General features: G+C 63.4%; 20 protein-coding genes. 12 read left to right on the top strand and 8 right to left on the bottom strand.

Annotation, left to right across the window (positions count from 1 at the left end; translation table 11 throughout):
• The 3 genes from P8014_RS17180 to P8014_RS17170 all read right to left on the bottom strand — a co-directional run.
• On the bottom strand, positions 1-1352 hold a 1352-nt coding region (locus P8014_RS17180), incomplete at its 3' end, for a sigma-54 dependent transcriptional regulator (protein WP_337818551.1).
• A 74-nt stretch (positions 1353-1426) separates the two neighbouring features.
• The gene (locus P8014_RS17175) at positions 1427-3037 is read right to left on the bottom strand and encodes a PAS domain-containing sensor histidine kinase (RefSeq protein ID WP_337818550.1); all 1611 of its coding nucleotides are present in this window, start codon (positions 3035-3037) and stop codon (positions 1427-1429) included.
• Positions 3038-3039: 2 nt separating this feature from the next.
• Positions 3040-3264 carry a PP0621 family protein gene (locus P8014_RS17170; protein WP_337818549.1) on the bottom strand — a complete coding sequence of 75 codons (225 nt, stop codon included), beginning with the start codon at positions 3262-3264 and terminating at the stop codon, positions 3040-3042.
• A 142-nt stretch (positions 3265-3406) separates the two neighbouring features.
• Here P8014_RS17170 and sucC point away from each other — a divergent pair, with 142 nt between their 5' ends.
• From sucC to P8014_RS17150, 4 genes are all read left to right on the top strand, one after another.
• Positions 3407-4582, top strand: coding sequence for an ADP-forming succinate--CoA ligase subunit beta (gene sucC / locus P8014_RS17165; RefSeq protein ID WP_337818548.1), 1176 nt, complete (start codon positions 3407-3409; stop codon positions 4580-4582).
• The gene (gene sucD, locus P8014_RS17160) at positions 4579-5457 is read left to right on the top strand and encodes a succinate--CoA ligase subunit alpha (RefSeq protein ID WP_337818547.1); all 879 of its coding nucleotides are present in this window, start codon (positions 4579-4581) and stop codon (positions 5455-5457) included. The genes sucC and sucD overlap by 4 nt, the downstream gene beginning before the upstream one ends.
• 302 nt (positions 5458-5759) lie before the next feature.
• Positions 5760-7367 (top strand): NAD+ synthase, encoded by a 1608-nt coding sequence (locus P8014_RS17155; RefSeq protein ID WP_337818546.1) that lies wholly within the window; start codon positions 5760-5762, stop codon positions 7365-7367.
• 69 nt (positions 7368-7436) lie between these two features.
• Positions 7437-7775 (top strand): P-II family nitrogen regulator, encoded by a 339-nt coding sequence (locus P8014_RS17150; RefSeq protein WP_337818545.1) that lies wholly within the window; start codon positions 7437-7439, stop codon positions 7773-7775.
• Between the two features lie 44 nt (positions 7776-7819).
• On the opposite strand, the gene P8014_RS17145 is transcribed toward P8014_RS17150, so the two are convergent.
• Both P8014_RS17145 and P8014_RS17140 read right to left on the bottom strand, forming a co-directional pair.
• A complete protein-coding gene (locus P8014_RS17145; protein ID WP_337818544.1) occupies positions 7820-8344 on the bottom strand; it encodes a nitroreductase family protein in 525 nt (174 codons plus the stop codon).
• 4 nt (positions 8345-8348) lie between these two features.
• A complete protein-coding gene (locus P8014_RS17140) occupies positions 8349-9095 on the bottom strand; it encodes an outer membrane protein assembly factor BamD (RefSeq protein WP_337818543.1) in 747 nt (248 codons plus the stop codon).
• Between the two features lie 62 nt (positions 9096-9157).
• On the opposite strand from P8014_RS17140, the gene rluD reads away from it, so the two are divergent.
• The 4 genes from rluD (at position 9158) to def (ending at position 11971) form a co-directional block, all read left to right on the top strand.
• A complete protein-coding gene (rluD, locus tag P8014_RS17135) occupies positions 9158-10123 on the top strand; it encodes a 23S rRNA pseudouridine(1911/1915/1917) synthase RluD (protein ID WP_337818542.1) in 966 nt (321 codons plus the stop codon).
• Positions 10116-10871 (top strand): peptidoglycan editing factor PgeF, encoded by a 756-nt coding sequence (pgeF, locus tag P8014_RS17130; RefSeq protein WP_337818541.1) that lies wholly within the window; start codon positions 10116-10118, stop codon positions 10869-10871. Before rluD ends, pgeF begins: the two co-directional genes overlap by 8 nt.
• Before the next feature lie 72 nt (positions 10872-10943).
• A complete protein-coding gene (locus P8014_RS17125; protein WP_337818540.1) occupies positions 10944-11465 on the top strand; it encodes an ACT domain-containing protein in 522 nt (173 codons plus the stop codon).
• Positions 11466-11467: 2 nt separating this feature from the next.
• A complete protein-coding gene (gene def, locus P8014_RS17120; RefSeq protein ID WP_337818539.1) occupies positions 11468-11971 on the top strand; it encodes a peptide deformylase in 504 nt (167 codons plus the stop codon).
• 237 nt (positions 11972-12208) lie between these two features.
• Here the strand turns inward: def and P8014_RS17115 are convergent, their stop codons facing one another.
• Entirely contained in the window at positions 12209-12967 is a 759-nt protein-coding gene (locus P8014_RS17115) for a BPSS1780 family membrane protein (RefSeq protein ID WP_337818538.1), read from the bottom strand.
• A gap of 187 nt (positions 12968-13154) precedes the next feature.
• Between P8014_RS17115 and clpB the strand changes: the two genes are divergently transcribed.
• Together clpB and P8014_RS17105 are read left to right on the top strand one after the other, a co-directional pair.
• Entirely contained in the window at positions 13155-15740 is a 2586-nt protein-coding gene (gene clpB / locus P8014_RS17110) for an ATP-dependent chaperone ClpB (protein WP_337818552.1), read from the top strand.
• A 75-nt stretch (positions 15741-15815) separates the two neighbouring features.
• Positions 15816-16034 (top strand): hypothetical protein, encoded by a 219-nt coding sequence (locus P8014_RS17105; protein WP_337818537.1) that lies wholly within the window; start codon positions 15816-15818, stop codon positions 16032-16034.
• An 8-nt stretch (positions 16035-16042) separates the two neighbouring features.
• Here the strand turns inward: P8014_RS17105 and P8014_RS17100 are convergent, their stop codons facing one another.
• Positions 16043-16891: an SDR family oxidoreductase gene (locus tag P8014_RS17100; protein WP_337818536.1), complete on the bottom strand. Its 849-nt coding sequence runs from the start codon at positions 16889-16891 to the stop codon at positions 16043-16045.
• Positions 16892-16916: 25 nt separating this feature from the next.
• Positions 16917-17294: a DsrE family protein gene (locus tag P8014_RS17095; RefSeq protein WP_337818535.1), complete on the bottom strand. Its 378-nt coding sequence runs from the start codon at positions 17292-17294 to the stop codon at positions 16917-16919.
• Between the two features lie 170 nt (positions 17295-17464).
• On the opposite strand from P8014_RS17095, the gene P8014_RS17090 reads away from it, so the two are divergent.
• Both P8014_RS17090 and P8014_RS17085 read left to right on the top strand, forming a co-directional pair.
• The gene (locus tag P8014_RS17090) at positions 17465-17737 is read left to right on the top strand and encodes a zinc ribbon domain-containing protein (protein WP_337818534.1); all 273 of its coding nucleotides are present in this window, start codon (positions 17465-17467) and stop codon (positions 17735-17737) included.
• Positions 17738-17818: 81 nt separating this feature from the next.
• A partial coding sequence (locus P8014_RS17085; RefSeq protein WP_337818533.1) for a DUF502 domain-containing protein occupies positions 17819-18435 on the top strand: 617 nt, incomplete at its 3' end.

Below are 18435 nucleotides of genomic sequence, written 5' to 3'. Positions count from 1 at the left end.
TATTCAATGCCTAGCTTTTTCAGCCGGTAGCGCAGTTGGCGAAAGCTCATGCCGAGCTGGCGCGCGGCTTCGGTTTTGTTCCAGCGGGTCTGTTCGAGTGCGCGGCGGATGACTTCGCGCTGGTGTTCGATCAGGCGTGCGTCGAGCGATATCTCCGCGCTGGATGGCGCGTCGTCAAACAAGACATCCGTCGCCGGTGCCGGTTCTGGAAGTTGCAGATCGCTCGGTTCGATGATGTTGCCTTCGCAGAGCGTGGCGGCTCGCTCGAGGATGTTCTCGAGTTCGCGGATGTTGCCGGGGAAAGAGTGGTGGCGTAGGGCTCTGAGCGCGGCATCGGAGAGGCCCGGCGCCGGCTGTCCCCAGCGCTCACCCAGACGGCTGAGAATGTGCTCGGTGAGTTCGGGCAGGTCTTCCGGGCGTTCGCGCAACGGTGGCGCGGTTACTGCGATGACGTTGAGGCGGTAGTACAGGTCCTGCCGGAACCGTTCCGCTGCGACTTCTTCATCGAGATTTTTGTGAGTGGCGCTGAGAATGCGTACGTCGGTGGGGATTTCGGCCGTTGCGCCGATGGGTTTGACGCGGCGTTCCTGGATGGCACGCAGTAGCTTGACCTGCATCGACAACGGCAACTCGGCGACTTCGTCCAGAAACAGGGTGCCGCCGTCGGCGGCCTGGAACAGGCCCCGCTTGTCGGCGACGGCGCCGGTGAAACTGCCCTTGAGGTGGCCGAAGAACTCGCTCTCGACGAGTTCGGCCGGGATCGCGCCGCAGTTGACAGGCACGAAGGGCGCGGTGCGTCGCGGTCCCTGGTCGTGGATCTGTTGTGCGATGAGTTCCTTGCCGGTGCCCGATTCGCCGTGGATATAGACCGGCGCTTGACTGCGCGCGAGCTTGGCCACCGTTTCGCGTATGCGCTGCATGGTTGCCGATTTGCCGAGCAGGCGTTGCGCGCGTCGGTCGACGTTGGACGGCGAAGTGGTGGAGGTCGAGGCCTTGAGGGCGGATTCGATCAGGCTGCGCAGGCGGGTCAGGTCAATGGGTTTGCTGAGGAAGTCGAATGCGCCGCCCTTGAGTGCGGCGATGGCGGTGTCCATGCTGCCGTAGGCGGTGATGACGGCGACCGGAAGTTCCGGATGATAAGCCTGGATGTGTTCGACCAAGTCGAGGCCAGAGCCGTCGGGCAGGCGCAGATCGGTCAGGCAGAGGTCGAAGGACTGTTCGGTGAGCAGGGCGCGCGCCTGCGCGAGATCGGCGGCCGCGGCGGTTTCCAGCCCCATGCGCGAGAGCGTGATCTCCAGCAGCTCGCGGATATCGGGTTCGTCGTCGATGATGAGTATCTGCTGACGGTTCATAAAGCTGGAAGATGACCTTCGTGTTCCCGCGGATATTACATGGTGGTCTTAGGTGTGACCACCGCCGGCGGGGCTCAGGTGTTGGCGGGCGGCGTGGTGGTCGCAGTCGGTAGGCGCAGACGGAAGCAACTGCCGGAGCCGGGTACAGGCAGGTACTCGAGCGTGGCGCCGTTGAGCGCGCAGAGTTCCCGGCTGAGGTAGAGCCCGAGGCCGGTGCCGGCGACGGAGGTGGTGAAAAATGGTTCGAACAGGTGCGGCAGGTCGGTGGCGGAGATGCCGGGGCCGGTGTCGAGCACGTCGAGCATGGTCTGGCGCGCCTGGGGCGAGCGATGGGCGGTCAGGGTCAGCTCGAGCGTTCCCTGGCGATCGCGTCCATAGCGGTTCGCGTTCTCGCATAGGCCGCTCAGAATCTGCGTCAGGTGCCCCTCGTCGAATTCGACATCGAGATCCTCGCCGACGAGATTGAGGCGCAGTTCGTTGGTGTCGAGTCTGAGTTGGGTGCGTAGATCCTCGGCGAGGCTGTGCAGCCAGGAGCGGAGTTCGATGCGGCGGGTGTTGGGTGGTTCCTTGCGCGACAACCGCAGAACGTCGTCGATGATGCGGTCGATGCGCTGGCCTTGAGTGCGGATGATTTCGAGCAGTCGCCGGTCGGCGGCTTCGAGCTGCGTGGCCTCTTCCAGCAGTTGCGCGGCATGGGTGATGCCGGAGAGCGGGTTGCGGATCTCATGGGCGATACTGGCAGTCAGGCGGCCCAGCGAGGCGAGCTTGGCGGCCTGGATCTGGATGGCGAGTTCGCCCTGATCCTCCAATGTGATGAGGGTGGCCTCGCCGTCGATGCCGAGCGGCGCAAAGCGCGCCTGCAGGCGCGCGTTGCGTCCGGGCAGGCGCAGTGTATGTTGGCGCGTCTCCGGATGTTTCTGCCAGATCAGGAACTGACGAAAGAGCTGCGGCGGCAGCTTGTCCAGCGTCGTTTGTCGCACTCCGACAGGGTTGCCGAGCAAGTCCCAGGCCTGCTGGTTCATAAGGCGGATCTGTCCTTCGCGGTCGGTGACGATCACGCCACTGTCGAGATGCTCGACAATGTGCTCGCTGAGTTCCGTGAGGTTGGCCAGATCCAGGCCGCGGCTGAGCGCCAGGGCTTCGCTGGCGCGCGCGCGGTTGGCCAGATGCGTGCTGATCACCGCGGTGGTGAACAGGGCGAGGCCAATCAGGCCGGCCTGGGCATAGGCGTGGTTGTCCTGAACATTGGTGAGAAATAGGTAGACCTGATCAAGAATGAGCAGTAGAGAGGCCGTAGCGGCCGTGAACAGCGCCCATATTCCCGGCAGCAGCACGCCAACGGCACCGACCGCCGGAATGAGCAGTACGCCCAGGCCGCTGACAATGCCGCCGCTGGCGTGTGTGAGTAGCACGACGAAGGCCACGTCCGCCGTAGCGAGCAGGCCGACCTGTAGGCGAAACGATGGGCGGCGCATGCGATTGCACAGGGCGCCCGTGAGGCTCAGGCCGAGGTAAGCCAGCAAGGCGAGAATGTAGAGCCTCGGCGCGAGGTGTCCCAGATCCCGAGTATCCATGCCGCTGAGCCACACGCCGATGAACAGCAGCGCGATGAAGATGCGGTAGGCGTTGAACAGCTGCAGCGGTTTCCAGGGAAACGCGGTCTGCGGTCCGGGCGGTCTCGGCATGTTCAGTCGCGTTTGTGCAGTGCGAGGCGGCGGTGTTCTTCGCTGCAGTAGTGATGCGGACCGTCGGTGACGGCCTCGTCGGCGGCGATGTGGACGCCGCAGTGCTCGCAGCGTACCGTGTCGTGTGCGCGTACGCGCCGCTGCTGCGCGGGTTTGGGACGGCGCAGCGAGCGGTAGAGGTAATACACGACGGCTGCGATGGCGATATAGAGGATCAGGCGTGACATTTGGGCTGCATTTATACGTGTCGTTGTCGGTTTCGGCTTGCGAATGTCGGATTTTGGACCAGAATAAACGTCTCGTTGTGGATGTGGCATAAGGATGATGCCATGTTCGCTCTTGCAAACCTCAAGCATAAGGCGACCTTAGATGAATCTCCATGAGTATCAGGCCAAGGAGCTGTTCGCCCGCTATGGCGTGACGGTGCCTGGCGGCGTGATGGTGCGTTCGCTCGACGAAGTCGATGCGGCCGCGGACCAACTTGGTGGCAATGCCTGGATGGTAAAGGCGCAAGTCCATGCCGGCGGACGCGGCAAGGCGGGCGGCGTGCGCAAGGCGGAGGGAAAGGAAGTCCTGCGCGATACCGTTTCAGCACTGCTGGGTAGCACTCTTTCCACCCATCAGACCGGTCCGGAGGGGCTGCCGATCAACTCGCTGCTGATCGAAAGCCTGACCGATATCCGCCGTGAACTGTATGTCAGTCTGGTGGTCGACCGGGTCCGCCGGCGCGTAGCGGTGATCGCTTCCGCCGCCGGTGGTATGGATATCGAGCAGGTCGCAGCCGAGACGCCCGAGAAAATCCTGACCGTCTACGCCAATCCGGCTGCCGGACTACAGCCGTGGCAGGGGCGCCTACTGGGCTTCCAACTCGGCCTCGACGCCAAGCAGGTCGGTGCTTTCTCGCGCCTGCTCGGCAACCTTTATCGCATGGTGCTGGATACCGACGCCTCGCTGGTCGAGATCAATCCGCTGGTGGTGACCGGCGACGATACGCTGCTGGCGCTGGACGCCAAGATCAATCTGGACGATAACGCGATGTACCGCCAGTCCGAACTGGCTGGAATGCGCGACACCACGCAGGAGGATCCCCGCGAGGCCAAGGCCAGCGAGCACAGCCTCAACTACATTCACCTGTCCGGCAACATCGGCTGCATGGTCAACGGCGCCGGCCTGGCCATGGCCACCATGGATCTGATCAAGCTATGCGGCGGTGATCCGGCCAACTTCCTCGACGTGGGCGGCGGTGCGACCGCCGAGCGCGTGACCGAGGCGTTCAAGCTGATTCTGTCCGACGACAGCGTGCAGGCCGTGCTGGTCAACATCTTCGGCGGCATCGTGCGTTGCGACCTGATCGCTGAGGGTATTCTGCGCGCCATTCGCGAGGTGGATGTGCGCGTGCCCGTCGTGGTGCGGCTCGAAGGGACGCGCTCCGAGGAAGGACGAGTCATGCTGGCCGATTCGGATCTGAACGTAGTGGCCGCATCTGAACTCGCCGAAGCGGCGGAACGTGTGGTGGAACTGGCTGGCAAGGGAGTTGCGGCATGAGCATTCTGATCGACAAGGACACGCGGGTTATCTGCCAGGGATTCACCGGCAAGCAGGGTACTTTCCACTCCGAGCAGGCCTTGGCCTACGGCACCAAGCTGGTCGGCGGCGTGACGCCCGGCAAGGGCGGCCAGACGCACCTGGGCCTGCCGGTTTTCGATACGGTGCACGATGCGGTAGAGACCACCGGCGCCGAAGCCACCATGATCTACGTGCCGCCGCCGTTCGCAGCCGATGCGATCCTGGAAGCGGCCGATGCCGGCATCAAGGTGATCGCCTGCATCACCGAGGGGATTCCTGTACTGGACATGCTGCGCGTGCGCGCGGCGCTGGAGGACTATCCCGAGGCGCGTCTGATCGGCCCCAACTGCCCGGGCATCATCACGCCCGGCGCGTGCAAGATCGGCATCATGCCCGGCTATATCCACCAGCCTGGCCGCGTCGGCATCGTTTCCCGCTCGGGTACGCTGACTTACGAGGCGGTGCGCCAGACCACCGTGACCGGCCTGGGGCAGTCGACCTGCGTCGGCATCGGCGGCGATCCGATCCAGGGCCTGAACTTCGTCGACTGCCTGACGTTGTTCAACGAGGATCCGCAGACCGAGGGCATCATCCTGGTCGGCGAGATCGGCGGTCAGGCCGAGGAAGAGGCTGCGGCCTTCATCAAGGCCCAGGTCAGCAAGCCCGTGGTGGCCTACATCGCTGGCGTGACGGCGCCTCCCGGCAAGCGCATGGGCCATGCCGGCGCGATCATCTCCGGCGGCAAGGGCACGGCCGACCAGAAGTTCGCCGCGCTGGAAGCGGCAGGGGTCAGCGTAGTGCGCTCGCCTGCCGAGATGGGTGAACGCATGCTCGAGCGTTTGGGCGCAGCCTGAAGCTTCGGGAAAGCCCTTGCAGGGCACGCCGAACAGCGGGCTCGTGAAGGCAACGCCGCCCTCCCGTTCGCGGGAGGGCGGCGTTGGTTTTGGGTGGCGCGGATGATCGTAGGACTCGCACTGGCGCGGGGCTATTCTGTAAGCTTCGGCTCCTGGTGTATCGTGCGCAGCTATTTTGATGCTTCAGGGCGGCGCTGAAAGCGAAGTTGGCGTCGTTCGCGACAGGCGCGGTGCTGTTTAGGGCTTCGTGCGTACTTTCGAATACTGATATCTGATAGCCGGTTCATCCGGTGAGTGGACGTATGGGACTCAAGGTCGCATTGGTGCAGTGCAATCCGCTGGTCGGCGATGTGGAGGGCAATGCGCGCTTGATCATCGAGCGGGCCAAAACGGCCCGCGATGAACAGGGCGCGGGGCTGGTGGTCTTCCCGGAGCTGGCGCTGACGGGTTATCCGCCTGAGGATCTGCTGTTGCGCGATTCGCTGATGCGCCGGGTCGACAGTGCACTGCAGACCATTGCCGAGGCGGTCAGCGGTGTCGCGATCGTCGTCGGCGCTCCGTATCGCGATGAGCAGGGTCTGCGCAATGGCGCCTTGCTGTTGGATCAGGGCGGGGTCCGTGCGCGTTACGCCAAGCAGCGCCTGCCGAACTACAGCGTGTTCGACGAGAAGCGCTATTTCGCCGAGGGGGCGGAATCCTGTGTGGTCGAGATCGACGGCGTGCAGGTCGGACTGATGGTGTGCGAGGACCTGTGGTTCCCGGGCCCGGCGCAGGCCGCCCGCGCGGCGGGAGCCGAGCTGCTGGTCAGTCTCAATGCCTCGCCGTTCCACCTGGGTCAGTACGGCGCCCGTATGGAAGTACTGCGCCAGCGGGTCGAAGAGACCGGACTGCCGATGGTCTACGTCAATCAGGTCGGGGGGCAGGACGAACTGCTGTTCGACGGTGCCTCACTGGTGATGGGGGCGGACGGCGAGTTGCTGGGGCGTGCGCATCCGTTCGAGGACGAGACGCTCACGATCGATCCTTTCGAGGAGACGATGCAGCTGGCGCCTCTGCCCGGTCAGGAGGAAGCCTGCTATCGGGCGCTGGTGCTCGGTGTGCGCGACTACGTGCGCAAGAACGGCTTCCCCGGCGCCGTGATCGGTCTTTCCGGAGGCATCGATTCGGCGTTGACGCTGGCGCTGGCGGTCGACGCGCTGGGTGCGCAGGACGTGATGGCGGTGATGATGCCCTCGCGTTACACCGCGGATATGAGTCTGCAGGACGCGCGGCGCGAATGCGAGCTGCTGGACGTCGAGGTCCATGAACTCCCCATCGAGGGTCCGTTTCAGGCTTTCCTCGACGTGCTGAATCCGCTGCTCGCGGGCCAAGCGCCCGATACGACCGAGGAGAACATCCAGGCGCGCTGTCGCGGCGTGCTGCTGATGGCGATCTCGAACAAGTCGGGGCGCATGGTGTTGACCACCGGCAACAAGAGCGAGATGGCGGTCGGCTATGCGACCTTGTACGGGGACATGGCGGGAGGCTTTGCACCGCTCAAGGACGTGCCAAAGACGCTGGTCTACCGGCTGGCGCGCTGGCGCAACGAGCAAGGTGCGGCAATTCCGGAGCGCGTGCTGACGCGGCCGCCGTCGGCGGAACTCGCCCCCGATCAGAAGGACTCCGATTCCCTGCCGCCCTATGAAGAACTGGATCCGATCCTCGAGCGTTTCGTGGAGCGGGACTATTCGGTCGCGGAGATCGTTGCCGAGGGCCATGCGCGCGAGACGGTCGAGCGCATCGTCACGCTGGTACTGCGCAACGAATACAAGCGCCGCCAGGCACCGCCGGGGGTGCGTATTTCACCGCGTGCCTTCGGCAAGGACAGGCGCTATCCGATCACCTCGGGCTACGGACGTCTGCTGAGCTGAGTCGGGTACGTTCATTCGCGAGCCGCGGCGAGCGGCGTTCACATACATCACTCAGGAAAGGATGCTCCGATGAAAAAGGTCGAGGCGATCATTAAACCCTTCAAGCTTGACGACGTGCGCAGCGCGCTCATGGACGTCGGCATCAGCGGTATGACGGCGACCGAGGTCAAGGGGTTCGGGCGCCAGAAGGGTCATACAGAACTGTACCGCGGCGCGGAATATGCCGTGGACTTTCTGCCCAAGGTCAAGCTGGAAATCATCGTCGGCGAACAACAGGTCGATGCCTGCATCGAGGCGATCCTGACCGCAGCGCATACCGGCAAGATCGGCGACGGCAAGATTTTCGTCACCCCGCTGGAGCGGATTATCCGTATTCGTACCAGCGAGGAGGGAGAGGACGCGGTCTGACGGTATGCTCCGCCGCAGGTGTGGTGACGACGATCCCCGGCGAATCAGGCGTTGCGGTCGATGATGATCTCGTCGAGGCGCCGCCGCGGAGTTGGTTCGGGCAACTCGGCCGGGTAGCCCAGCGCGAGCATCGCCACGGGTTGCAGGCCGGGCGCCAGCTCGAGTGCGCGGGCAACGTCCTTTGCGTCGAAATAGCCGACCCATGCGCTGCCAAGACCGCCGGCAACCGCGGCGAGCTGCGCGTAGGCGGCGGCGATGGTCGTATCCTGCAGTGCGTAGAGTTCACGTCCGCGTTCGCCGAAAGCCTGCGCGGAGCGCTCCGCGTCGGTGCAGAACACCAGGCACACAGGGGCTTCGGAGAGGAAAGCCTGGTCGGTCGATTCGGCCAGCATGCGGCGCTGTTCGGCGTCGCGAACCACCACGATCTGGTATGCCTGAAGATCGCCGGCCGACGGCGCGGCGACGGCGCTTTCCAGCACCGCGTGCAGCTTTTCGGGTTCGACCGGCATATCCGTCTGGTAGCGGCGTACGGAATGGCGGCGGCGGATAGTGGCGAAGAAATCCGTCATGACGTCAGCGCTTCGATTTGCTGGAAGGTTGGTTGAGCTTGATGACTTCGCGGGTCTGCTTGGCCAGTTTGTTCATGCCGAGCTTGTCGTACGCTGTGGCCATCATGTTCAGTGCCTGCAGGGTGTGCGTGGAGCCGGCGTAAGTGGTCAGCACGCTCTTGCAGCGATTGATGACCGCGACGTAGGCCCCGCGCTGCATGTAGTAGCGGGCGACGTAAATTTCGTGGGCCGCCAGTTGGTCGCGAAGAAAGACCATGCGTTGCTGCGCGTCGGGCGCATAGCGGCTGTGCGGGTACTTCTCGAGCAGGGTCTTGAAGGCCATGAAGGACTCGCGCAGCGGAGTGACGTCGACCTGGTAATCGGTGTTCGGTCGCAGGAACGCGACAATGCCGCCGCTGCTATGAAAGTTCGCCAGCCCCATCAGGTAATAGGCGTAGTCGACATGCTTCGAGCGCGGGTGTTCGTTGATGAAACGCTGCGCGGCTGCGATGGCGGACTTCGGCTCGACGTTCCTGTAGTAGGCGTAGGCGATCTCGAGCTGCGCCTGTTGGGCGTAGATGCCGAACGGGTACCGCCCTTCCAGCGTCTGGAAGTAGTTGATCGCCTTCGTGTAGTCGCCGTCGGTGAGCGCCTGGTGCGCCTCGCTGTAGATGCGTTGGGGTGACCAGCCCTGTGTCGGGTCGCGCGTGGACGCGCAGCCGGCAAGGGCGAGAAGTAGGGCGGTGAGTGCGGCGTATCGCCAAAAACGCATGACAGTTCCGAATGTAGCCTGAATAATAGGCCGGGAGTATACCTGAGCACTTGCCTCCCAGCATGTCCCCTGAAGAGCTAGTTACTACAAACATTCCCCCGGAATTGGCCGGCCAACGCGTCGACCAGGCTCTGGCTAGACTGATGCCTGAATATTCGCGCAGTCGCCTGAAGGCGTGGATCGACGCCGGCCGCGTGACTCTGGATGGCCGTGTGCCGAAGCCGCGCGACACGGTCAGCGGAGGCCAGTCCGTGCAGGTGCGCCCCTTGATCGAGACGGTGCACGACGACCGGCCGCAGGCCATCGCGCTGGACATCCGCTACGAGGATGCCGAGATCCTGGTGCTCAACAAGCCTGCGGGGTTGGTCGTGCATCCGGCGGCCGGCAATCCCGAAGGCACCCTGCTGAACGCGCTGCTGCACCATGAACCGGCCCTGGCCACCTTGCCGCGTGCCGGCATCGTGCACCGTCTGGACAAGGACACCAGCGGGCTCATGGTGGTGGCCAAGTCGCCCGGCGCGCATCGCCGGCTGGTCGCCGCGCTGGCCGAGCACGAGGTGAGCCGCGAGTATCTGGCGCTGGTGCAGGGCGAGATGATCGCCGGCGGCACGGTGGACGAACCCATCGGGAGACATCCGCGCGACCGCAAGCGCATGGCGGTGGTACACGGCGGCAAGCCGGCAGTCAGTCACTATCGCGTGGAGGAGCGTTTCGTGGGCCACACGCTGCTGCGGGTGCACTTGGAAACCGGGCGTACGCATCAGATTCGCGTGCACATGGCGCATATCCGTCATCCTATCGTCGGCGATCCGGTGTATGGGGGGCGTCTGCGCCTGCCGCCGGGGGCGGGGGATGAATTGACCACCGTTCTGCGCCGTTTCAACCGGCAGGCATTGCACGCGACCCGGCTGGCGCTCGAACATCCCGAGAGCGGCGAACACATGAGTTGGGAAGCCGAGCCGCCAGCCGACATGCTCGCCCTGCTCGCCGCCTTCCGTGAACACGCCAAAGGTCGTGACGATGACTGATACCGACTCCGTGAACGGCTGGTTGTGCCCGGACTGGCCGGCTCCCGGGCATGTGCGGGCGCTGGTCACTACCAGGAAGGGCGGCGTCAGCCGAGGTGTCTATGCCAGCCTTAATCTTGGCGCGCACGTCGGAGACGATCCCGCCGCAGTAGCGGAGAACCGACGGCGGTTGGTCGAAGCCGCTACTCTGCCGGCTGAACCGATCTGGCTCAGCCAGGTGCATGGGCTCGGTGTGGCGAAGCTGAGTGCTGATTCCAAGCCCGGAATCGAAGCCGATGCCGCGATGACCGATGTGCCGGAGCTGGTTTGCGCGGTGTTGACCGCGGATTGCCTGCCGGTGCTGTTCTGCGACCGTTCGGGAACGCGTGTCGCCGCCGCGCATGCAGGCTGGCGCGGTCTTGCCGGTGGTGTTCTCGAGGCGACCGTGGCGGCTATGGATACGCCGCCCGAAGATTTGCACGCCTGGCTTGGGCCGGCCATCGGTCCGGCCGCCTTCGAGGTCGGAGACGAGGTGCGGGAAGCCTTCGTTACCCGGCACCCCGTTGCCGACACCGCTTTCGTGCCGTCGCCGGCAGGGCGCTGGCTGGCCGATCTGTATACTCTGGCGCGCTTGCGTCTTGCCGCGTGCGGCGTGCATTCGGTCCATGGCGGAGGGGAATGCACCGTGGCGGATGCTCAACGCTTCTATTCCTACCGTCGGGACGGTGGTACCGGTCGGATGGCGAGTATGGTTTGGCTATCGCGCTGAATCCGTGGTGACCGTCACGGTTATGACTGTTTAGACCTGTTCGTATTGTTGGACGGGTATGGGAGAGGCTTGATGGAAAACTGGTTCATGCTCACCGTGGTCGGCAAGGACCGGCCGGGAATCGTGGCGCGGCTCGCCCGCGAGCTTTTCGCCGCCGGCGCGTATCTGGGGGAGGCCTCGATGCTGCGCCTGGGGGAGAACTTCACGGTCATGCTCATGGTCCGCGGAGAGTTTACGGCGGACGCGCTGGGTGAACGTCTGGCAGGGGTAGCCAACGAGTTGGAGTTGCGGGTACACGTCGACGCCATCGAAGGCGGTCTGCACCGGCATGTACTGCCGGACGTGCGCGTGAACATACACGGTGCCGATCGCGCAGGTATCGTGGCCGAAGCGACCGAAGCCCTGGCGAGTATCGGTTTCAATATCCTCTCGCTGGATTCGGACGTGGCCGGGATTCACGCAGCGCCGCTCTATGTGATGCAGATCGAAGGTGTTGCCGCCGATGGCGTCGAGGCGATCGAGGCGGCTTTGGAGCCGTTGCGCGAGCGCGGCATCGACGTGCGGGTAGAAACCATCGAAACCCTGGTGGGCTGACGATGGCGGTACTTGAAATACTGGTCTGGCCGGACGATCGCCTGCGTCAGCGTTCGGCGTGCGTGGAGAACTTCGACGATGAGTTGCGCGCGTTCGTCGCCGATCTGGAGGACACGCGGCAGGCAGGGCCTGCAGCGGTCGGCATAGCCGCGCCACAGGTGGGCCGTCATCAGCGCATCGTTATCGTGGATTGTTCGCAGACGCGCAAGCCGGTACCGAACCATGGCTACATGGTGCTGGTGAATCCCGAAATCCTGTCCTGGGACGGGCATGCGCTGGGACGCGAGGGGTGCCTGTCGGTGCCCGACTACACGGGTAACGTGTTGCGTGCCGAGAGTATTCGTTTACGCGCCAATGATCCGCAGGGCGATGCCCACGAATACGACATGGAGGGATTCGAGGCGCGGGCGGTGCAGCATGAGATCGACCACCTCGATGGCATGGTGTTTCTGGACCGGGTGGTTAGTCGGCATACGGATGTGTTTCGGCGTAAGCAGTACAAGTAGTTGTTGATTGGCGTTGCGTAAATAGGGTCTTCGTTTGTTTGTCGGTGTCGCTTTCGGGCGCGTCACTTCGATCGATCTGAGCCCCAAACGTTGAATCGCGTCCGAAACGAGCCCCAGCGGCCAGCAACTACATCGCCTTCACTCACACAAGATTAAGACCGCAAAAGCTGATTCGCGCCCGAAACAGGCCTCCATGGCGCAAACAAATGTGCGTCATTATCGTTGACGCCCGCATCGTTAAACATCGCCCGAACTCCCAGCAGACTCCCCCGAGCCCCCGTGCTCAAACGTCTGCTCATAAGCCCGAAAAATCGCCGCCCCCACAATCGGAAATAGAATCAGCAGCCCCAATCCGAAGGGAATCATCGCCACCACCGTCAAGGGAATCAGGATCAGCGAAAACACCAGCCAGGGCATGAAATTGCTCAGGTTGGCGCGCAGGCTGAGCTTGAGGGCGTCGATGGGGGCAACGCGATCAAGCATGACCAGCGGGGTGGCGAAGAACAGCGCCAGCCACAGCGCGACTGCGATGATGAGGTTGGCCAGCATCGCCAGGAACACGAGCGCCAGACTACCCATGCCGATCATTGCTCCGTGCTCCATCCCGCCGAGTGCGAATATGGTACCTATGGAGCTGCCGATCAGGGCAATGCTTATCAGACCCATCACGATTTGCGCGCCCAGCGCCACGATACCCAGGACCAGCATCGGATTGCGGCGCTCCGGGTCGTTGAAGGCTCTGAACAGATGTTCGAAGGTGGGATCCTTGCCGGCCGCGGCGTGCTGCAGGGCAAGGAAATAACCGCCGGTAAGGGCAGGGGAGGCGAGGGCGATGATCAGCGCGCCGAGCAGCGGGATCATGCCGACCACGAAGTAGAGTACGAAAAGCGTCAGGAACAATATCACCAGCATCGCCGGGTAAGCCTTGAACAGTTCCCAGCCCTGCTTGTACCAGTCGAGTCCGGCGGAGGCGGGAATGCGGCGGATTTCGGTCATGGTTCCGTCCTTGAATTTATGTGTGCTTTGCCGATTGTCGATGCTTACCGTGACAGGAGCAATCTTGTGCGGACATGACGCATTCATGATTCGCGGTGGACGTTTGCGGGCGCGTTGAAAAGGGCGAAGCCCGCCCGCATGTTGTGGGCATTACGAGAATCTGCATTGGAGCCGACCACTCATGCGCATGGACAAACTCACCAGCAAGCTTCAGATGGCCTTGGCGGACGCTCAGTCGCTCGCCGTCGGCCGCGATCATCAGTTCATCGAACCGCTGCATCTGATGAGCGCTCTGCTCGATCAGGAAGGCGGCACGGTGCGTCCGCTGCTGACCAAGGCGGGGGTGAACGTCAATCAGCTTCGCGCGCGCCTGGACGAGGCGCTGGATAGCCAGCCGACCGTCGAGGGTACGGGCGGCGACGTGCATCTGTCCGGAGAGCTGGGCAAGCTGCTCAATATCACCGATAAACTGGCACAGAAGCGTCAGGATGCCTATATCTCCTCGGAACTGTTCGTGCTTGCCGCACTGGAGGGCAAGGGGCATCTGCACGACCTGCTGACCCAGGCCGGGGCGGTACGCGGCGCGTTGGAAAAGGCCATCGAGGAGATGCGCGGCGGCGCCAAGGTCGAGGATCCCAACGCCGAGGAAAACCGCCAGGCACTGGAAAAATACACCATCGATCTCACCGAGCGCGCCGAACAGAGCAAGCTCGATCCGGTGATCGGTCGCGACGAGGAAATTCGCCGCGCGATCCAGGTCCTGCAGCGGCGTACCAAGAACAACCCCGTGCTGATCGGCGAGCCCGGCGTGGGCAAGACTGCCATCGTCGAGGGACTGGCGCAGCGCATCGTCGACGGGGCGGTGCCGGAAGGATTGAAGAATCGGCGCGTGCTGTCGCTGGATCTCGGCGCGCTGCTCGCCGGAGCCAAGTTCCGTGGCGATTTCGAGGAGCGCCTCAAAGCGGTGCTCAACGATCTGGCCAAACAGGAAGGACGCATCGTCCTGTTCATCGACGAGTTGCACACTATGGTCGGTGCCGGCAAGGCCGAAGGCGCCATGGACGCCGGTAACATGCTCAAGCCGGCGCTGGCGCGAGGCGAGTTGCACTGCATCGGAGCCACTACGCTGGACGAGTACCGCCAGTACATCGAAAAGGACGCGGCTCTCGAGCGGCGTTTCCAGAAGGTGCTGGTCGACGAGCCCTCGGTGGAGGACACCATCGCCATCCTGCGCGGCCTCAAAGAACGTTACGAGGTGCATCACGGCGTGGAGATCACTGATCCGGCCATCGTTGCCGCGGCTATGCTGTCGCAGCGCTACATCACCGACCGGCAGCTTCCCGACAAGGCCATCGATCTGATCGACGAGGCGGCCAGCCGCATTCGCATGGAGATCGATTCCAAACCCGAGGAAATGGACCGTCTAGAGCGCCGCCTGATTCAGCTCAAGATCGAACGCGAGGCGCTGAAGAAGGAGTCGGATGAAGCCTCGCGCAGACGCCTGGCCGACCTGGAAGGCGAGATCGAGCGCCTGGAGCGCGAGTTTTCCGATCTGGAAGAGATCTGGAAGTCCGAAAAGGCCGCGGTGCAGGGCACCTCGCACATCAAGGAAGAGCTGGATCGCGTGCGCACCGAGTTGGAGACGGCGCGCCGCGCCGGCGATCTGGGGCGCATGTCCGAGTTGCAGTACGGCCGCATCCCCGAGTTGGAGCGCCAACTCGACATGGCCTCGCAGGCCGAGATGCAGGAGATGACGCTGCTGCGCAACAAGGTCTCCGACGAGGAGATCGCCGAGGTGGTGTCGCGCTGGACCGGTATTCCGGTGTCCAAGATGCTCGAAGGCGAGAAGGACAAGCTGCTGCGCATGGAAGACGTGTTGGCCCAGCGCGTGGTCGGGCAGGACGAGGCGGTCAAGGCGGTGGCCAACGCCATCCGGCGCTCGCGTGCCGGTCTGGCCGACCCGAACCGTCCGAACGGCTCGTTCCTGTTCCTCGGGCCGACCGGCGTGGGCAAGACCGAGCTGACCAAGACGCTTGCTTCGTTTCTGTTCGATACCGAGGAGGCCATGGTGCGCATCGACATGAGCGAGTTCATGGAGAAGCACTCCGTGGCGCGGCTGATCGGTGCGCCCCCTGGTTATGTAGGCTACGAGGAGGGGGGGTATCTGACCGAGGCGGTGCGTCGCAAGCCGTATTCGGTGATCCTGCTCGACGAGGTGGAAAAGGCGCATCCTGACGTGTTCAACGTGCTGCTGCAGGTGCTGGATGACGGCCGCCTGACCGATGGCCAGGGCCGTACCGTGGATTTCCGCAATACCGTGGTGGTGATGACTTCCAACCTCGGTTCGCAGGCGATTCAGGAAATGGCCGGCGAGGAGAACTACGAAGCCATGAAGGGAGCGGTGATGGAGATCGTCGGCGGGCATTTCCGCCCTGAGTTCATCAACCGCATCGACGAGGTGGTGGTGTTCCATCCGCTGGGTCGCGAGCAGATTCGCGCGATCACCCGCATCCAGCTCGAGTACCTGCGCCGGCGCCTAGCCGACCGCGACATGGGCCTGGAGGTCAGCGACGCGGCGCTGGATCGTCTCGGTGAGGCGGGTTTCGATCCGGTATACGGCGCCAGGCCGCTCAAGCGCGCGATCCAGCAGGACGTCGAGAATCCGTTGGCGCAGGCGATTCTCGGTGGCGAGTTCGTGCCAGGCGACGTGATTCGTGTCGACACCGGTGATGAAGGACTGAGCTTTTCGACGCTGGCCAGCGATCTTGCCTAAGGCGGAATCAAAGCCCTCCGGCTTGAATGCCGGAGGGCTTTTTCATATGTAACATCGTATTTCGAGGAGAAAGCCATGAACGTGGAAATGGGCGAGGAAGGCCTGAATATAACGGATATCTCACGCGATCAGGTCGCGCTGCTCGCGCAAGCTCTGCGTTCGGCCGGTGATCAGGGGTTCATGCAGGATGCCGAGCTGGGGCGGCTGTTCAAGCTGATGGCCGTGCTGCAGTCCGATCTGTGGGATGACATGACCTCGGGGCGCTTCGACTTCAAGGCTTATCAGAAGCAGTAGGTGCGTTGTCAGCGGTTCTCCCCGCGTGACACCCTCAGCAGGACCTGGTCGAGGGCCCGTGTCGGCAGCAGCCGGCGTAGCGTGCCGAACAGCCAGGTGGGGAAGGTGACGTAGTAACGCGGTTTGGGTCGGGGCGACTCCAGCGCGTGGATCACCCGTTTCAACACCGCTTCCGGCCCCAGCGAAAACGGATCACCGCCTTTGTCGGGCCGTGCCAGGCGCTGCTCCGCTCCGCGGTACTGGGTACGGTAAGCGCTGTGCTCGCGGTCGATGTTGCGCTGGAACGCCGCATAGGCGTTCGCTCGGAAGCGGCTGGTGATGGGGCCGGGTTCGATGAGGCTGACGCTGATGCCGCTGCCATGCAGTTCCAGACGCAGCGTGTCGCTAAGTCCCTCGAGCGCGAATTTGCTGGTGTTGTAGGCGCCACGAAACGGCAGCGCGACGAGGCCTAGGACCGAGCTGTTGTTGACGATGCGCCCGTGTCCCTGGCGGCGCATGATGGGGATGATGCGGTTGGTGAGGTCGAGCCAGCCGAGCAGGTTGGTTTCCAGTTGTTCGCGCAGGACCTCGCGCGTCAGGTCCTCCACCGCTCCCGGTTGGCCGTAGGCGCCGTTGTTGAACAGGGCGTCGAGCGTGCCGCCACTGCGCTCGATGATGCGGTCGAGCGCAGCGGCGATCGAATCGGGATCGGCTAGATCGAGCCGTTCGGCCTCCAGGCCTTCGCCGCGCAGACGCTCCACGTCCTCCATGTGCCGGGCGGTAGCGAATACTCGCCAGCCGCGCCCCTGCAGGCCATGTGCGACCGTGTGTCCAATGCCACTGGAGCAGCCGGTGATGAGAATACTGCGTGTCGTCATCGCTTCTTGCGCTTCAACCAGCCTGTCAATACGTCAGCGTGGCGACGTTCTCTTCGACGACCTCGCCGATGAAGGCGCCGCCGCCGCGCACGCCGTCGAGTTCGGGAACGGCGTTGTCCAGCGTAAGCCCGTTCTCGTCCATCGCGCCTGCGCAGGAGTAGAACTTGGCGCCGGCTTCGTGTGCATCTTGCATGAAGGAATAGACGGACTTCTCTCTGGCGTTGCCGGGATAGATCGAGTCGGCTTCCCCCTGGATGAGCAGGCGCGTGGTGCGCGCAGCGAAGTAGATTTCCACCTCCAAGTCCATGGCCGCTGCCACGGTGGCCTGGAAGAAGGGCGCGCCGAGCGTGGCGGGTGCTTCCGGATTCAGGTTGAGCAGCATGATGACGATCTTGTCCGCCATTCAAACGTTCCTTGATAACGAGTTGATCGAGGGCGAAAAATTTTTGCGCCGAGACTGGTTTTGGTAAAAAGCAGCCCCATATAATGCCACGTATGTCGATTGAATCTCTTCCCCCGGCCACGTGAGTCGATGCGTGGGCGCGGGAGGGCCGTTAGCGGAGAAACTTTTCCATGCCTATTTATGAGTACCGTTGCGAATCCTGTGGCCATGAGCTTGAGGCGATGCAGCGTATGAGTGATGCGCCATTGACCGAGTGTCCGGCTTGCGGCAAGTCGGCGCTGAAAAAGCAGGTGTCGGCGACCGGTTTCCGTTTGTCCGGCGGTGGTTGGTACGAGACCGACTTCAAGAAAGACGGGAAGCGCAATATCGCTGCGAAGGATGGCGGTGGTGGCGACAGCAAGCCGAGCGGCTGTAGCGCCTGTGCGGCTTCCGACGGCACCTGATACAGGTCGCATGATCGATATTCGCTCCGGGGCGCTGAGGCGCCCCGGCGTCGTTTCGCAGGAATACTGGAGCTACGGAACATGGGTGTCTTGCTACGCCGTTATCTGATTGCCGGTCTGCTGGTGTGGGTGCCGCTCGTGATCACCATCGTGGTGGTGCGGGCTTTGGTGGACTTTATGGACCGCAGTCTGTTGCTGCTGCCGTCGGCATGGCGGCCGGAGGCGCTGCTGGGCTACCCGGTACCTGGGCTGGGTCTGGTGTTGACGGTGACCATCTTGTTAGTGACCGGGCTGCTGGCGGCAAACATCTTCGGTCGGCGTATCGTCGCGATTTGGGAAGGGATGCTGTCGCGCATTCCCCTGGTACGCCACATTTACGGCGCGGTGAAACAGGTGGCGGAAACGATATTCGCTAGCAACGGCGAAGCGTTTCGCAAGGTTCTGTTGATCGAGTATCCGCGCAAGGGTATCTGGACGCTGGCGTTCCAGACCGGCACGGCAACCGGAGAGATTCAGCGACGTACTGCTGAAGAGGTCATTACCGTGTTCGTGCCGACCACTCCGAATCCGACTTCGGGCTTCATCATGATGATCCCCAGAAACGAAGTGAAGGAGTTGGAAATGTCGGTCGAGGATGCGCTCAAGTTGGTCGTTTCGCTCGGGGTGGTGGCGCCGCGTGAGACGGCTTCCGGTGTGGC

The organism is Acidihalobacter sp. (assembly GCF_037381185.1).
Classification (GTDB): domain Bacteria; phylum Pseudomonadota; class Gammaproteobacteria; order DSM-5130; family Acidihalobacteraceae; genus Acidihalobacter_A.
The sequence above is the reverse complement of the archived record's forward strand: the minus strand, read 5'-3'. Positions and strand labels throughout refer to the sequence as shown.

Bases quoted from the DNA above. Each gene is read 5' to 3' on its own strand.
- pgeF (WP_337818541.1), top strand. From the start codon at position 10,116: ATGACTGATACCGACTCCGTGAACGGCTGGTTGTGCCCGGACTGGCCG.
- rluD (WP_337818542.1), top strand. From the start codon at position 9,158: ATGTCCCCTGAAGAGCTAGTTACTACAAACATTCCCCCGGAATTGGCC.
- P8014_RS17115 (WP_337818538.1), bottom strand. From the start codon at position 12,967: ATGACCGAAATCCGCCGCATTCCCGCCTCCGCCGGACTCGACTGGTAC.
- P8014_RS17175 (WP_337818550.1), bottom strand. From the start codon at position 3,037: ATGCCGAGACCGCCCGGACCGCAGACCGCGTTTCCCTGGAAACCGCTG.
- def (WP_337818539.1), top strand. From the start codon at position 11,468: ATGGCGGTACTTGAAATACTGGTCTGGCCGGACGATCGCCTGCGTCAG.
- P8014_RS17105 (WP_337818537.1), top strand. From the start codon at position 15,816: ATGAACGTGGAAATGGGCGAGGAAGGCCTGAATATAACGGATATCTCA.
- P8014_RS17125 (WP_337818540.1), top strand. From the start codon at position 10,944: ATGGAAAACTGGTTCATGCTCACCGTGGTCGGCAAGGACCGGCCGGGA.
- P8014_RS17155 (WP_337818546.1), top strand. From the start codon at position 5,760: ATGGGACTCAAGGTCGCATTGGTGCAGTGCAATCCGCTGGTCGGCGAT.
- clpB (WP_337818552.1), top strand. From the start codon at position 13,155: ATGGACAAACTCACCAGCAAGCTTCAGATGGCCTTGGCGGACGCTCAG.
- P8014_RS17100 (WP_337818536.1), bottom strand. From the start codon at position 16,891: ATGACGACACGCAGTATTCTCATCACCGGCTGCTCCAGTGGCATTGGA.
- P8014_RS17140 (WP_337818543.1), bottom strand. From the start codon at position 9,095: ATGCGTTTTTGGCGATACGCCGCACTCACCGCCCTACTTCTCGCCCTT.
- P8014_RS17095 (WP_337818535.1), bottom strand. From the start codon at position 17,294: ATGGCGGACAAGATCGTCATCATGCTGCTCAACCTGAATCCGGAAGCA.
- sucC (WP_337818548.1), top strand. From the start codon at position 3,407: ATGAATCTCCATGAGTATCAGGCCAAGGAGCTGTTCGCCCGCTATGGC.
- P8014_RS17145 (WP_337818544.1), bottom strand. From the start codon at position 8,344: ATGACGGATTTCTTCGCCACTATCCGCCGCCGCCATTCCGTACGCCGC.
- P8014_RS17150 (WP_337818545.1), top strand. From the start codon at position 7,437: ATGAAAAAGGTCGAGGCGATCATTAAACCCTTCAAGCTTGACGACGTG.
- P8014_RS17170 (WP_337818549.1), bottom strand. From the start codon at position 3,264: ATGTCACGCCTGATCCTCTATATCGCCATCGCAGCCGTCGTGTATTAC.
- P8014_RS17090 (WP_337818534.1), top strand. From the start codon at position 17,465: ATGCCTATTTATGAGTACCGTTGCGAATCCTGTGGCCATGAGCTTGAG.
- sucD (WP_337818547.1), top strand. From the start codon at position 4,579: ATGAGCATTCTGATCGACAAGGACACGCGGGTTATCTGCCAGGGATTC.